The 13,780-nt window shown below is 60.8% G+C and carries 13 protein-coding genes and 1 pseudogene; 3 read left to right on the forward strand and 11 right to left on the reverse strand.

The features are described 5' to 3' along the window. Nucleotides 1-798, reverse strand: coding sequence for a mycofactocin-coupled SDR family oxidoreductase (locus BDB13_RS26885; RefSeq protein WP_094274461.1), 798 nt, complete (start codon nt 796-798; stop codon nt 1-3). Further along, nucleotides 795-2,420 carry a flavin-containing monooxygenase gene (locus tag BDB13_RS26890; RefSeq protein ID WP_094274462.1) on the reverse strand — a complete coding sequence of 542 codons (1,626 nt, stop codon included), beginning with the start codon at nt 2,418-2,420 and terminating at the stop codon, nt 795-797. The genes BDB13_RS26885 and BDB13_RS26890 overlap by 4 nt, the downstream gene beginning before the upstream one ends. Nucleotides 2,421-2,638: 218 nt before the next feature. On the opposite strand from BDB13_RS26890, the gene BDB13_RS26895 reads away from it, so the two are divergent. Next, a complete protein-coding gene (locus BDB13_RS26895; protein WP_094274463.1) occupies nt 2,639-3,004 on the forward strand; it encodes a hypothetical protein in 366 nt (121 codons plus the stop codon). 7 nt (nt 3,005-3,011) lie between these two features. On the opposite strand, the gene BDB13_RS26900 is transcribed toward BDB13_RS26895, so the two are convergent. Next, on the reverse strand, nt 3,012-3,671 hold the full coding sequence (locus BDB13_RS26900; RefSeq protein ID WP_094274464.1) for a response regulator: 660 nt from the start codon (nt 3,669-3,671) through the stop codon (nt 3,012-3,014). A 53-nt stretch (nt 3,672-3,724) separates the two neighbouring features. Between BDB13_RS26900 and BDB13_RS26905 the strand changes: the two genes are divergently transcribed. Next, nucleotides 3,725-4,186 (forward strand): hypothetical protein, encoded by a 462-nt coding sequence (locus BDB13_RS26905; protein WP_094274465.1) that lies wholly within the window; start codon nt 3,725-3,727, stop codon nt 4,184-4,186. Nucleotides 4,187-4,268: 82 nt separating this feature from the next. On the opposite strand, the gene BDB13_RS26910 is transcribed toward BDB13_RS26905, so the two are convergent. The 4 genes and pseudogenes from BDB13_RS26910 to BDB13_RS26925 form a co-directional block, all read right to left on the reverse strand. Then, nucleotides 4,269-4,988 carry an ABC transporter ATP-binding protein gene (locus BDB13_RS26910; RefSeq protein ID WP_094274466.1) on the reverse strand — a complete coding sequence of 240 codons (720 nt, stop codon included), beginning with the start codon at nt 4,986-4,988 and terminating at the stop codon, nt 4,269-4,271. Further along, on the reverse strand, nt 4,988-6,832 hold the full coding sequence (locus BDB13_RS26915; protein WP_094274467.1) for a branched-chain amino acid ABC transporter ATP-binding protein/permease: 1,845 nt from the start codon (nt 6,830-6,832) through the stop codon (nt 4,988-4,990). The genes BDB13_RS26910 and BDB13_RS26915 overlap by 1 nt, the downstream gene beginning before the upstream one ends. Before the next feature lies 1 nt (nt 6,833). Beyond that, nucleotides 6,834-7,691, reverse strand: coding sequence for a branched-chain amino acid ABC transporter permease (locus BDB13_RS26920; protein WP_094274468.1), 858 nt, complete (start codon nt 7,689-7,691; stop codon nt 6,834-6,836). Beyond that, nucleotides 7,688-8,901: pseudogene (locus tag BDB13_RS26925) on the reverse strand (ABC transporter substrate-binding protein). Before BDB13_RS26925 ends, BDB13_RS26920 begins: the two are co-directional and overlap by 4 nt. A 422-nt stretch (nt 8,902-9,323) precedes the next feature. On the opposite strand from BDB13_RS26925, the gene BDB13_RS32285 reads away from it, so the two are divergent. Beyond that, nucleotides 9,324-9,497, forward strand: coding sequence for a hypothetical protein (locus BDB13_RS32285; protein ID WP_176459677.1), 174 nt, complete (start codon nt 9,324-9,326; stop codon nt 9,495-9,497). An 82-nt stretch (nt 9,498-9,579) separates the two neighbouring features. On the opposite strand, the gene BDB13_RS26935 is transcribed toward BDB13_RS32285, so the two are convergent. Genes BDB13_RS26935 through dnaK form a run of 4 tightly spaced genes read right to left on the reverse strand, consistent with a single transcriptional unit; the run spans nt 9,580 to nt 13,634 of the window. Next, nucleotides 9,580-9,987: a heat shock protein transcriptional repressor HspR gene (locus BDB13_RS26935; protein ID WP_094274470.1), complete on the reverse strand. Its 408-nt coding sequence runs from the start codon at nt 9,985-9,987 to the stop codon at nt 9,580-9,582. Continuing rightward, complete coding sequence (gene dnaJ / locus BDB13_RS26940; RefSeq protein WP_094274471.1) at nt 9,987-11,153, reverse strand: molecular chaperone DnaJ; 1,167 nt, start codon at nt 11,151-11,153, stop codon at nt 9,987-9,989. The genes BDB13_RS26935 and dnaJ overlap by 1 nt, the downstream gene beginning before the upstream one ends. Before the next feature lie 22 nt (nt 11,154-11,175). Next, the gene (gene grpE, locus BDB13_RS26945) at nt 11,176-11,784 is read right to left on the reverse strand and encodes a nucleotide exchange factor GrpE (protein ID WP_094274472.1); all 609 of its coding nucleotides are present in this window, start codon (nt 11,782-11,784) and stop codon (nt 11,176-11,178) included. Then, a complete protein-coding gene (gene dnaK, locus BDB13_RS26950) occupies nt 11,781-13,634 on the reverse strand; it encodes a molecular chaperone DnaK (protein WP_094274473.1) in 1,854 nt (617 codons plus the stop codon). Before dnaK ends, grpE begins: the two co-directional genes overlap by 4 nt. Nucleotides 13,635-13,780: the final 146 nt, after the last annotated feature.

Below are 13,780 nucleotides of genomic sequence, written 5' to 3' on the forward strand. Positions count from 1 at the left end.
TCACACCTTCTGGGTCAGGCCGGCGTCGATCACCAATTGGCAACCGGTCATGTATCGGGATTCGGATGATGCGAGGAACAGGACGGCATTGCTCACATCCACTGGATCCACCCACGGGACCGGAAGGAGGTTCCGTGCGCTGAGCACTGCCGCCGCATCAGCTTCGGTGGGGTTCTCGATGCCCGGGCACAGGTTCGCGAAGACCTTCTCGTTGATAATCATCGGAGTCCGCACCGATCCGGGATGTACCGAGTTGACGCGAATGCTCTGCGCCCCCAATTCATTGGCCAGAGTCCGCGACAAGCCGACCACGGCATGCTTCGCGGCACTGTAATGTCCAGCTCCCGCAATACCTTTGATTCCGGCAGTCGAACTCACGAGGATCACTGATCCGCCATCGCGGAAATGTGGAACACACGCCTTGACCGTGTGCCAGGCTCCGGTGAGGTTGACGTCGAGGGAACGATTCCAGATCGCCGGATCTATCGTCCAGACGGGCCCGGGTGTGTCGTACACGCCGGCATTCGCGACGACGACGTCGAGTCCGCCGACCGTCTTCACACAGTCCGCCACCACCTCGGCGAGAGTATCGAAATCCCTGATGTCCGCGCTGCCGGTAACCGCAACGACGCCGAGCTCCCGGACCGCCTGCGCAGTCTCCTCGAGTGCACTGGCAGCCTCGGCCACGTCGAGCGCAATCACCGACGCGCCCTCTTGCGCCAACCTGATGCAGTGCGCACGACCCATTCCGCCGGCCGCGCCCGTCACCAGTACGCGCTGACCCTCGAGTCGCCTCATGCTCGAACCACGCTGGCTGTCTCGAAGCCTCGATATCCGGCCGACGCGACTTCCGCACAGATATCGCTGTAAACACCGAATCCACCGATGAAGGGCATGAAGATCCTGGTTTTTCCGGGAATGTTGGCGCCCATGTACCAAGAGTTGGCCGAAGGAAACAGAGTTGCCGACGCTCGGCGCGAGCATTCTTCGAGCCAACCTTCGACTGCCTCGGCGCTGGGTTCGATTGTGGTCAGTTCGTTTGCGTCGAGGTAGGCAATTGCGTCCGCAATCCAGTCCACGTGCTGCTCCGCCGCCAGAATCATGTTCGTCAGAACACTGGGGCTTCCCGGCCCGGTCACGATGAAGAGATTCGGAAAACCGTTGATCCCCAGCCCGAGATAGGTTCGCGGTCCGGCATTCCAGTTCTCCCGCAAGGCTTCTGCGCCGCGTCCGCGAATGTCGATGCGATCGAGCGCGCCGGTCATGGCGTCGAACCCCGTGGCAAATACCAGAGCGTCAAGCTCGTAATGGGCATCGGCGGTTCTGATTCCGGTGGCGTCGATCTCCTCGATCGGTGCCTTCTTCAGGTTCACCAGGCTGACGTTGTCGCGGTTGTAACTTTGGTAGTAGTTCGTGTCCGTGACGATCCGCTTGGTTCCGATGGGGTGGTCGTTCGGGATCAGGAGATCTGCGACGGACTGATCCTCCACTACCGAACGGATCTTCACCTCGGCGAACTGACGTGCCGTTTCGTTGGCTTCAAGACGGCTGGTCTGGTCGGCAAAGGTCTTCGCGAAGAGAACTCCGCCGAGCTTCCACCGTTCCTCGTATGCCGCCGTCCTTTCGGCTTCCGATACCTCCAAAGCGCTTCGCGGGTCGGAGACGAACGGTGAACCGCCGCCGCTGCGTTTGCTGAGCGCACGACGCTCGGCGTAGCCCGCCTTGATCTCGACGCGCCGAGCGTCATCGAGCGGCGTATTTCCAGCAGGCACACTGTAATTCGCTGATCGCTGGAATACGTACAGTTGCTCGGCCTGCTCCGCGATCAGCGGTACCGACTGAATTCCCGAAGATCCGGTTCCGATGACGCCCACTCGTTTTCCGGTGAAGTCGACGCCCTCGTGCGGCCAGAAGCCGGTATGAAAGACCTCGCCGGTAAAGGATTCACGTCCTTCGATATTCGGGATATTCGCTGTCGACAGACTGCCCGTGGCGCACACCACAAATCGCGCGGTGACGTCGTGGCCCCAGTCGGTACGTACGCGCCAGCGCGCCGACTCCTCGTCGAAATGTGCACTCTCCACCCGAGTATCGAAGGTGAATCCGCTCCGCAGATCGAATCGTTCCGCTACGTGATCCAGGTAAGCGAGAATCTCCGGCTGCGCGGCGTACTTCTCACTCCAATCCCAATGCTGTTGTAGCTCTTCGGAAAAGGAGTAGGAGTAGTCGAAACTCTCGACGTCGCAACGGGCGCCCGGATAACGATTGAAGTACCAGGTTCCACCGACGCCGGATCCGGCTTCGAAGCCGTGGACGCTCAACCCTTGTGCACGGAGTCGGTGCATCGCGTACAAGCCGGCTACCCCGGCGCCGATGACTACGACGTCGAGTGGTGCGGTGGAGAAATCAGGATCGGTCATGGTTGCCACGCTACGATTCTGCGCACTGCATCCGGAACAGACCCTCCCGCTGGATGGACAGTATCTGCCGTGTCCCCCGATCGGGGGACAACGCTCTCATCCCGCACTCGGTCCGGTCAGCGGACAGACCTCCCGGCAATTACCGACCATAGTTGTGTCATCACCGAAAACGCCGGTCACCGAGACCGACACAACGAGAAACTTCAGGAGCAAACATCATGAGTACCACAACACTTCGCAGCAACACCGCCACTTCGGTCACCAGCGCATTGATCGCCAACTCGAGCGGCCGGGCACTCTATCTGATCAAGGAGTCCAACCCGAACGGACGTTGGATCGTTCCGCCGGCCGACTACATTCTGCCGAATACGAATGTCCATGTCGTCGCTACCAGTATTGGAACCCGCGAGTTCCCGATCTCCTTGACCTACCGCACTGAGGACGGCTCCGAGTTTGTCTTCGCTTCCACCAATTCACGTGAGGACGCCGGCACACTCGGCACTTCCGCATCGCTGCCACACCGTGTCTCCACCACCATGACGTCGGGGTATCCGAGCCTGAACGTGGCCTACGTGCTCGCCTGACTCCCGATCACTCCAGCAGGCCCTGCCGCATCGCGGCAGCGACGGCAGCGCCGCGATCGTTGACTCCGAGTTTCTCGTAGAGGCGCTGCACGTGGGTTTTGACAGTGGACGGCGCGAGGAACAACTGCCCTGCAATTACCGGGATGCTGGCGCCCTGGGCGATCAACCCCAGCACCTCGCGTTCTCTGGCGCTGAGCGTCGGCCCCGAAGGTTCGCTTCGCCGACGCACCTCCCCCACTAAACTCGCAGCCACACTGGGCGGCAAGATATCTCGACCCGCAGCGCAATCGAGTATCGCGCTCACAATCTCCGCCCGAGTAGATTCCTTGGGCAGAAACCCGCAAGCCCCCGCCTGCAATGCTTGATAGACAACCGATGCCTCGTCGTGAGCACTCAGTAGCAACACTCGGGTCGGGAGTTCGTCCCGAGTCACGGCCGCAGCAACCTGCGTTCCGTCGAGAATCGGCATTCGGAAATCAAGTAGCGCTACCTGAGGCTTCAGTTCCCGGATCAATGCCAGCGACGCCGCACCGTCGTCGGCCTCACCGACGACGTCGATGCTCTCGCTCCCGGAGAGGGCCCGGACAACGCCCTCACGAAACAGCGGGTGGTCGTCACCGACCACCACCGAAACCTTGCCGGCTTGCAGTTTTGAGCCTTCTCGCATTGCTCACTTTCCCACAAACAACGTCTTTTCCGACACCCTCAGGAGCAACCGTCATGCGTACCAACTCCACTCGCATTGCAGCAATCACCGCAATCGCCTTCGCAGTCGGCGGCTCGGTACTCGGAGCCGCAATCATTGCCAACGCCGGGACGATGCCCACCGACGGCCCCACCGTCGCCATGACGATCACCAATAACACCGACAATCCCATGCTCCTGGACAGCGCATCCAACCCCTACGGCGAGTGGATCAACGGCCCCCGTTCGTACCTCGCGCCGCACACCACCGAAATCGTGACCGCGTACAGCAGCGATCCTCGGGGCATCGGCGTCGACGTCACCTACAACGTGGCCGACGGAGTGCAAACCGTCATGGCTGCCAACAACTACGCCGGCAACCCCACCCTCGACGGAACCCGCATCATCGGCGACCCCACCCACGTCATCCTCACGAACTACCTGTCCACCGGTTATCCGACGATGAACGCGTCGTACGACGTCTTCACTGCCAACTGAAACTTGCATCGCTACGGCCCACGGCCCGACATCCGATTGGATGCCGGGCCGTGGAAGTTGCAGCGCGCCTGGTAGAAACGGGTCAGACTCGGCCGAAGTACGCGTCCTTGAGCACTGCAAGATCGTCGATATCCTTGGCGTCTGCGTCCAGAACCACCTTGCCGATGTCGAGAACCGTCACGTGATCGGCGACGCTCATCGCTGCCTCGACGGCCTGTTCCACCAGCAGAACTGCGAGCCCCGTCTCCTTGAGTTGCTGCACGCGATCCATCACCTCGCCCACGATCACGGGTGCCAGACCGCCCGAAGGCTCGTCCAGCAGGAGGAGTCGTGGCTGCGCCATGAGGGCTGCACCGATCGCCAGCATCTGCTGCTGGCCACCGGACATGGAACCTGCCGGCAGAGCGCGCTTCTCCCCCAGAATCGGGAACATCTCGTACATGGACTCCACCGATTCCATGAGTTCCGCGCGTTTGACCTTGCGGGTGTACCCACCGAGCAGGAGATTCTGCTCGACGGTCTGCTTGTGGAAGACCCGCTTCCCTTCCTGGACATACGCCATTCCCTGACGCACCCGCTTGTGTGGCGGTATGCCGGTGATGTCAGCGCCGTCCATCTCGACGGTTCCCGACGCCACCTTGTTGAGTCCGGACAGTGCACGCAAGGTACTGGTCTTGCCGGCGCCGTTGCGGCCGAGCAGTGCAGTGACCTGCCCCGGATATACGTCGAAGGACACGTCCCAGACGACCCGGAGATCACCGTATCCGGTTTGCAGATTCCGGACCTTGAGAATCGGTTCCATCACTTCACCTCACTGATCTCTGCAAGACCGATGTCGCTGAGAAGAATATCCTCGTCGCCGGCCTTCACGCCGAGATACTCACTCAGAACGCGGGGATGACGCTCGATCGTCGCCGCATCACCGGTGGCAATGACCTGACCTTGAGCCAGGACCACGATCTCGTCCGCCAGGGACAGAACGAGCCGGAAGTTGTGCTCTACCAACACAACTGTTGCGCCGGCGTCACGGAGAACTCTGATGAGATCGGCAAGACGTTCGAGTTCGTCCTCGTCGAGTCCCGATGCCACCTCGTCGAAGAGAACCACTCGGGGTTCGGCGACGATCGCTCGCGCAACTTCGAGCATACGACGCATACCCAGGGGCAGCGATGTCGCAATTTCGTTGCGCAGATGCGACATTCCGACGAGTTCGAGCACTCGCTCGGCCTCGACGATGTCAGCCTTCGCTACCTTGCGGAAGCTGGGCAACCGCAGAACAGCCGAGGCCATCGAAGCCCGGTGAACCGAGTATCGTCCTGATGCAACAGCTTCCAGAACGGTGATGTTCTCGGGAATCGTCGGAGTCTGGAAGGTACGCGCCACACCCACACGCGCCACCTTGTGCGGAGACGACTGCGACACAACAGTGTCACCGATCCGGATGACTCCGGTATCGGCGGTATAGAACCCGCAGATCATGTTGAGCATCGTCGTCTTGCCCGAGCCGTTAGGTCCGATGAGCGCGGTAACCTTGCCGGCTTCCGCCGTCAGAGTTGCCGCATTCAGGGCCTGGTTTCCGCCGAATGCCTTGGACACATTGTCCACGACGAGGGTCGCACCCTTGATCGGAGCGAGTTCTGGTGTGGCCCCGCCCCTTTCCTTCGCAATGACAACGCCGATCCCCGCCTTGCGGTCAAGCTTGGCCACCAAAGTTCGACCGACCTTAGTCAAACCACCCGAGAGTAGAACGCCACCCACGATGAGGAAACCGCCGTAGAAGATCAGCGAATACTCCTGAAACGCCGTCGACTGATTGGGGCCGAGCTGCATGATCGCAGCGCCGACCACCGCGCCGTAGACACTCGCAGCACCGCCCAGGATCGAAGCCGCCAGAACTGCTGTGGCAAAGGTAAACCCGAAGGCTTCCGGCGAGATGAAGAGGTCGGTATTTGCGAACAACGCTCCCGCGAGACCGGCGGGGAACGCACCGATCGCGTACCCCAGCAGCTTCATCCGGAACACCGAGACACCCTGCGACGACGCCAGAACCGGCGACTGCTTGAGCGTGCGGAACGCGATTCCGTGGCGCGACACCACCAGGTTCCGCATGACGACGAACCAGAGGATGGTCACGACGACAACAACGATGTAGTACTGCTGAGTGTCGAGTTCGGATCCGAACAGCGTCGGCGGTTCCATTCCGGTCAGGCCGTTACGCCCACCGGTCTTGCCGCCGAAAATTGCCAGCACGTCCGGCACGAGCAGCACCAAGAAGAACGACGTCATTGCCAATGACCAGTTGCCCAGTCGCAGACCGGGAACGCCGGTGAGGATGCCGACTGCCAGTGCCACCGCACCTGAAGCAGCAAGCTGCAACACGATATCGGTGTGGCCGGCCTGCGACATCAAGCCCGCCGTGTATGCGCCGGCTGCGTACATCGCAGCCTGGCCGAGTGCCAGTTCGCCGGCAAATCCGAGGCTGAGGTTCAGGCCGCTGACGACCAGCGCAAGGATGCAGGCCAACTGAATCTGACGGGACGTGGACAGGTCGAGCCCGAGAGTCGGCAGCAACATGATCACCACACCGAGAACCAGCGGGATGATCCAACTCGGAAGGGAACGGAAGTTCCGCCACAGTGTCACCATGTCACACCACCCGTTCTCGTACGTTGCCGAACAGGCCGGCAGGTTTGACCATCAGAACGATGATGAGGACCGTGAATACGGCAATGTTGCTGTACTGACTTCCGAGGTAAAGCGCGGTAAACGACTCGACGAGACCGACCGTGAGTCCGCCGATCAAAGCGCCGGGGAGAGAACCGAATCCGCCGATCGCCAAGGCAACGAAACCCTTGAGCGCCAATGCTGCACCCAATGTTGCGACGGCAAATGTCTTGGGCCCCACAAAGAGTCCCAGAACGCCGGCCAAAGCACCGGAGAACGCGAAGGCGCCCAACGCGAGTCGACGGACATTGACACCACGGAGCATCGCCGCTTCGCGATCCTCGGAGATACCGATCAACGCCAAGCCTGTCATGGTCTTCTTCGAGACGTAGCTCAAACCGATGACCAGCGCGATCGCGGTAACCAGCAGCGCTATCTCGACCGGGTATGCACGTCCACCGAGCAACGTGATCGGATCGTTCGACCCGAAGAACGGAACAGTCAGTGGCTCACTACCCCAGATCAACTGAGTTGCGCCGTTGAGGAGCGTCGCCACGCCCATAGTCGTGACCAACTGATTTTGATGGTCGGCCACCGGACGGATGGCAACGATCTCCTCGATCGAGGCCAGCAGCATCACCGTGACGGTTGCCATCACCGCCACCACGAGAACCGGCAGTTTCAGGGTGACCAAACCGGTGTAGGCAACAAACGTGCCCACCATCATCAGCTGAGCTTGAGCGAAGTTGAAGGTGTTGGAAGAAACGAAAACTATGTTGTACCCGATGGCGACCAGCACGTAGACCGCGCCGAGCGCCAGACCGGACCAAAGAATGGTCATGAGGCGGCCGGGTTTCCGAACTGGCCGTTGAGGATCTTCGTCGGGCTGATGAACTTCAGTTCGCTGGTGTTCGGGTTCGGGCCATGGCTGTCCGCGGTGAAGTTGTAACGCGAGAGGAATGCGGTCTTCGCGTTCTCCTGAACCTCGGAGGTTTCGAGCGCTTCTGCCAACTTCTTCGGATCTGTTGAGCTACCGACCTTTTCGGCAGCTGCGGCAACCAACGGGAAAGCGTCGTAGTTGTCCGCGAGAATCAGCGTCGACGGGATCGAACCCAGCGATGCCATCGTGTTCACCATCGTGTTGACGAGGGCGTTGTTCGGATCGAAAACGGTGCTCGTGAATACCTGCGTCACAAGGTTTTGACCTGCGGCGTGCCGAGAACACCGGCCGGCGGTTCATTGGCGATCAGATTGGTCGCAGACACCGACGTGTTTCCGATCAGCGGCACGTCCCACCCGAGACGTTCGAGACTCTGGAGCACGTATCCGAGAGGCGCACCATATGCGTCCAGGGCAATGGCGTTGGCGCCCGAGTTCTTGAGTGCCTGCAACTGTGCCGTCATATCCAGGGCCGCGGAGTCGTACTCCTCATTTCCGGCTGCCTTGACACCGACCTTTTCGAGCTCTTTGGTCATCTGGGCACCGAACAGTTCACCGTAGGCCGTGCTGCCGTGCAGAACTCCGACGTTGCTGTAGCCCTTGGACTTTACGTATTCGGAAATTCCGCGTGCAGTATCCGTCGAACCCGGCGCCAAGTCGAAGTTGAGCGGGAATTTGGCCGGATCCGTCGAATCCGGAGCGGGTGACAGGCTCATCGACAAGATGTTGTTCTGCTTGAGAATCGGCAGAACGGCAGCGGCGATGGAGGACGGACCCGAGTTGAGGTAGAGATCAGGCTTCTTGCCGGAGTTGATAGCTTCGCGCAACTTGGTGACGGCAATCGTAGCGTCGCCCGCATCCTCGACCGTCGTCAGTTCGATCTGACGCCCACCGATTCCACCGGCCGCGTTCTGTACCTGGACACCGGCTTTGGTTGCAAGCGACGCCGTCTGCGAGTTTGCAGCGAGGGCGCCCTGCGCGCTGAGACCACCGGTGAGCAGCACTCGATAGGGCGAGTCCGCTCCGGCTTCGGAATCGGTACTGCCGCTACAACCGGTGAGGGCCAGAGCCGTGACTGCTACTGCCGCAAGCAGAATGGGCCGACGATTCATGTCAGTACTCCTAGAACACACGTATGCACCGAACGTCAGGCAAATACCTGACGTGAGAATGGTTGACCGGTAGAGATACCGGATTTTTGTATCGACAAGCCAAGCAAGCGCTCGAAGATCAATCAAGCGGTTGCTAGGTTTGGAGCATATTGTGTGATCTGGCTAACGTCAAACGGGCAACCGGTCGGCGTTAAACAGGACGATAAGTACAAATCAGGAGCGCTGAAATATCGCCGTCCACTACATGGAACATTTGCCACGAAAGTGCACTACCGCCCAAATTTTCGGCGAAGATACTCGTAGCGCAACGCATTCGTCACGGCACCCTGTAACAGCCGGCAATCCGATTGCGACAAACCAGCCAGTCCGTCTTCTTCGATGTGAAAAGAGAGCGCTCAATGGGTTCGATGGGTTCGATCGACATGATTTCAAAGCTCATTGCCGGAATTGGCAATGTCGTGAGCGTTTACGTGGAGTTCCTACAGACGGGTAGCGATACTCCCATCCTGGAGACGTCGTTCGGATCGTTTACCGCGATACCGGCATTGATTGCCAGCGGATCGCTCGCCTTCATCAACGGCATCTCCCACGGCTAGAACGCCTGGAATACAAAGACGGTCCGGTGCCCTTTCGAATCACATGATTCGAAAGGGTACCGGACCGTTGTACGTTGAAGCGTTACCGCTGATTGCGAGGCTTCCACACCACCAGCGCATTGTTGCGTGGGATGGGGACGAGTTCACGGCGATAGCCGGCATGAACCTTGGCTACCTCTTCCGCCAGTTCTCGTACCCGATGCTGAAGTGCCTCAACCTGATTCGTCAGTTCGATGATCCGCTTGATACCGGCGAGATTGACGCCCTCGTCCTGAGAAAGTCGCTGCACCTCACGGAGAAGTGCAACATCTCGCGGTGAGTAACGTCGTCCGCCACCGGTAGTGCGATGCGGCGTCACCAAACCGAGGCGGTCGTAGTTGCGCAGAGTCTGCGCATGCATGCCCGCCAGTTCAGCTGCCACCGAAATCACGAAAATCTGAGCGTCAGGATCGAGCGATACGTCTCGTTGATTCTTCGGACGTTCGGTCATCACACACCGGCCCACCCGGCCCGTGGATCGAATCCGCTCGCCTTCTCTGCTTCGAGATAGGTCTCGAGCGCTTCGATCGCGGCATCGTCCAACTTCTGCGGAACCGACACCTTCACAGTGACCAGTAGATCGCCGGCACCTTCGGGCCGCTTCGGGATACCGCGTCCCCGTACGCGCAGGACGCGTCCGTCGACGGTCCCCGCCGGAATCTTCACCCCGACACGACCTTCCAACGTCGGGACCGAGAGAGTGGTACCGAGAACCAGTTCGCCGTAGCTCACCGGAACCGTCACAGTCAGGTCATCGCCGTTGCGTCCGAATACCGAATCGGGACGTACCCGGATGTTGACAAAGAGGTCGCCGGCCGGCGCGCCGCGGAGTCCCGCTTCGCCCTTACCTTTGAGCCTGATCTTCGTCCCGTCACTGACACCGGCCGGCACGCGCACCGTGATGGTACGAGTGCGGTTGGTGACGCCGTTGCCATGGCAGTCGTCGCACGGCGAGTCGATGATCGAGCCGGTACCCCGGCAGTCGTCACACGGCTCGCTGAATCCGAAGGCGCCCTGGTTGCGGTTGATGACACCGGTTCCGTTGCAGTGCGGGCATACTCGCGGACTGGTGCCCGGTTTTGCGCCGCTACCGTGACAGGTTGTGCATGATGCGGGGCTGGTAATCCTCAGCGGAATCGTTTCGCCGAGTGCCGCTTCACGGAACCCGAGAGTGGTTTCGGTTTCGAGGTCCTTGCCTCGGCGCGGACGATTCGGTGAAGCGGTTCGCTGACCGCCACGGTTGAACAATCCGCCGAAGATGTCGCCGAGTCCCGAATCCTGCCCACCGGCGCCGCCGCCGAACAGGTCGCTGACATCGAAGCCTCCGGCGCCTGGATTGAATCCACCGCCGCCCTGCCCGCTGGGGCCGAAACCACCACTGGCAAAGAGCCTTCGAGCTTCGTCGTATTCCTTGCGCTTTTCCGGATCCGACAAGATCGTGTTCGCTTCACTGACGGCCTTGAAGCGCTCTTCAGCCTTCTTGTCGTCAGGGTTGGCGTCGGGATGCAGATCCCGGGCCAGCTTGCGATATGCCTTCTTGATCTCGTCGGCCGAAGCGGTGGACGAGACGCCCAGCTCCTTGTAGAAGTCCTTCTCGATCCACTCCCGTTGACTCACTGGGCGTCTCCTCCTCTCGCTGTTACTTTGATTCTTCTTCTGCGCCTGCGGCACTGCCGTCGGCGGGCTGCTCGCCCACTCGATCTGCAACGCCTACCATCGCGTGGCGCAAGACGCGGTCACCGAACTTGTAGCCCTTACGCATGACCACACTCAAGACCGGGTCCGATCCTTCACCTTCATGTTGCACGGCTTCGTGCAATTCCGGATCAAAAGCGTCACCTTCGACACCGAACACGGTCAAACCCAGACCGGTGAGGGTGTCGTTGAGCTTGTCCGCGACGGCCCGCAACGGTCCCTCGACGAGGTCGCCGTGTGAGCGAGCGCGATCCAGATCATCGAGGATCGGGACGAGCGCACCCACGACGGATGCCTTCGCGGTCTCGATGTTGGCCTGCTTGTCGCGGTCGACGCGACGACGGTAGTTGGTGTACTCCGCCTGCAACCGCTGCAGATCCGCAGTGCGCTCAGCCAATTGGTCAGCTGCAGAAGCTTCTTCCACGATGACCTCCGCTTCCTGCACTACCCCTGTGTCTTCCGAGTCGAGCGACGGCCGGCCTTCGCCGGCCGCCTCTCCCTGTGCACCGGTCTCGGGGTCGACCGGGTTGTTCTCGGTGTTGTCCGAGGTCACTTCTTGTCCGAATCTGTCGGCTCGTCCACGACCTCGGCGTCGACGACATCGTCGTCATTGCCTGCGCCGTCAGCGTTTCCGCCCTCGTTGGCAGCGGAAGACTCGTAGATTGCCTGGCCCAGAGCCTGCGACTCGGTGCCCAGCTTCTCCACAGCGGTCTTCACTGCCGAGATGTCGGCGCCGGCCAGGGCGTCGTTGACGTCCTTGATCGCTGCCTCGACCTTGGTCAGGATCTCCTCGGAGACCTTGCCCGCGTTTTCGCCGTCACGCTGTTCCTTGACGAACTTCTCCGTCTGGTGAACGAGCGACTCGGCCTGGTTGCGGACCTCTGCCTCTTCGCGACGGGCCTTGTCTTCCTCGGCGTGAACCTCGGCGTCCTTGACCATGCGCTCGATGTCTTCCTTGGACAGACCGGAGCCGTCCTGGATCTTGATCGTGTTTTCCTTGCCGGTGCCCTTGTCCTTGGCCGTCACGTGCACGATGCCGTTGGCATCGATGTCGAACGTGACCTCGATCTGCGGGACGCCACGCGGTGCCGGCGGCAGATCCGTGAGCTCGAAGGAGCCGAGAAGCTTGTTGTGCGAAGCGATCTCGCGCTCACCCTGGAACACCTGAATCTGCACCGAAGGCTGGTTGTCGTCAGCTGTGGTGAAGGTTTCGCTGCGCTTGGTCGGGATGGTGGTGTTGCGCTCGATGAGCTTGGTCATCACGCCACCCTTGGTCTCGATACCGAGCGAGAGCGGTGTGACGTCGAGGAGCAGAACGTCCTTGACCTCACCCTTGAGCACGCCGGCCTGCAGTGCGGCACCTACGGCCACAACCTCGTCCGGGTTGACGCCCTTGTTGGGCTCACGGCCACCGGTCATCTCACGAACCAGGTCGGAGACTGCCGGCATACGAGTGGAGCCACCGACGAGCACGACGTGGTCGATGTCCTTGACAGCGATGCCGCTGTCCTTGACCACTGCCTGGAACGGTGCGCGGGTGCGATCCAGCAGATCAGAGGTGATCTTCTGGAACTCGCTGCGCGTGAGCTGCTCATCGAGGAAGAGCGGGTTCTTGTCCGCGTCGACCGTGATGTACGGGAGGTTGATGGAGGTGCTCTGCGAGCTGGAGAGCTCGATCTTCGCCTTCTCCGCAGCCTCACGCAGACGCTGGAGCGCCATCTTGTCCTTGGTCAGATCGATGCCGTTCTGAGCCTTGAACTTGTCGACGAGCCAGGAAACGATGCGCTCGTCCCAGTCGTCGCCACCGAGGTGGTTGTCACCGGACGTTGCACGGACCTCGACGACGCCGTCGCCGATTTCCAGCAGGGAGACGTCGAAGGTGCCGCCGCCGAGGTCGAAGACCAGAATGGTCTGCTCGGTGTCACCCTTGTCCAGGCCGTATGCCAGTGCAGCCGCGGTGGGCTCGTTGACGATACGGAGGACGTTGAGGCCGGCGATCTGGCCGGCTTCCTTGGTGGCCTGACGCTGTGCGTCTTCGAAGTATGCGGGGACGGTGATCACGGCATCCGTGATTTCCTCGCCGAGGTAAGCCTCTGCGTCACGCTTGAGCTTCATGAGCGTGCGAGCGCTGATTTCCTGCGGCGTGTACTTCTTGCCGTCGATTTCCACGTTCCAGTCAGTACCGATGTGGCGCTTGACGGAGCGGAGGGTGCGATCGACGTTGGTGACCGCCTGGTTCTTCGCAGGCTGACCGACGAGGACCTCGCCGTTCTTTGCGAATGCGACGACGGACGGCGTGGTGCGGGAGCCTTCGGAGTTGGCGACCACTACGGGCTCGCCACCCTCCAGCACTGCTACTACCGAGTTGGTTGTACCGAGGTCGATACCTACTGCACGAGCCATAGTGTTCTACCTTTCGTTCTGCGGCCGTCCGGTTCGAGTGCTTGATCTCGAACCTGACCGCGAGTCTGTTCGCTTGGTGAGCGTCCTCCGCTCAAGTTTGCCTCCGACCGAGGCCGTGAGTCAACTTGAAGTTGAGCCGAGGGCGC

The sequence above is a fragment of the Rhodococcus sp. OK302 genome (genome assembly GCF_002245895.1).
Lineage (GTDB): Bacteria > Actinomycetota > Actinomycetes > Mycobacteriales > Mycobacteriaceae > Rhodococcus_F.

Coding starts and splice junctions, on each gene's coding strand:
- BDB13_RS26885 (WP_094274461.1), bottom strand. CDS start 798: ATGAGGCGACTCGAGGGTCAGCGCGTACTGGTGACGGGCGCGGCCGGC.
- BDB13_RS26890 (WP_094274462.1), bottom strand. CDS start 2,420: ATGACCGATCCTGATTTCTCCACCGCACCACTCGACGTCGTAGTCATC.
- BDB13_RS26895 (WP_094274463.1), top strand. CDS start 2,639: ATGAGTACCACAACACTTCGCAGCAACACCGCCACTTCGGTCACCAGC.
- BDB13_RS26900 (WP_094274464.1), bottom strand. CDS start 3,671: ATGCGAGAAGGCTCAAAACTGCAAGCCGGCAAGGTTTCGGTGGTGGTC.
- BDB13_RS26905 (WP_094274465.1), top strand. CDS start 3,725: ATGCGTACCAACTCCACTCGCATTGCAGCAATCACCGCAATCGCCTTC.
- BDB13_RS26910 (WP_094274466.1), bottom strand. CDS start 4,988: ATGGAACCGATTCTCAAGGTCCGGAATCTGCAAACCGGATACGGTGAT.
- BDB13_RS26915 (WP_094274467.1), bottom strand. CDS start 6,832: ATGGTGACACTGTGGCGGAACTTCCGTTCCCTTCCGAGTTGGATCATC.
- BDB13_RS26920 (WP_094274468.1), bottom strand. CDS start 7,691: ATGACCATTCTTTGGTCCGGTCTGGCGCTCGGCGCGGTCTACGTGCTG.
- BDB13_RS32285 (WP_176459677.1), top strand. CDS start 9,324: ATGATTTCAAAGCTCATTGCCGGAATTGGCAATGTCGTGAGCGTTTAC.
- BDB13_RS26935 (WP_094274470.1), bottom strand. CDS start 9,987: ATGACCGAACGTCCGAAGAATCAACGAGACGTATCGCTCGATCCTGAC.
- dnaK (WP_094274473.1), bottom strand. CDS start 13,634: ATGGCTCGTGCAGTAGGTATCGACCTCGGTACAACCAACTCGGTAGTA.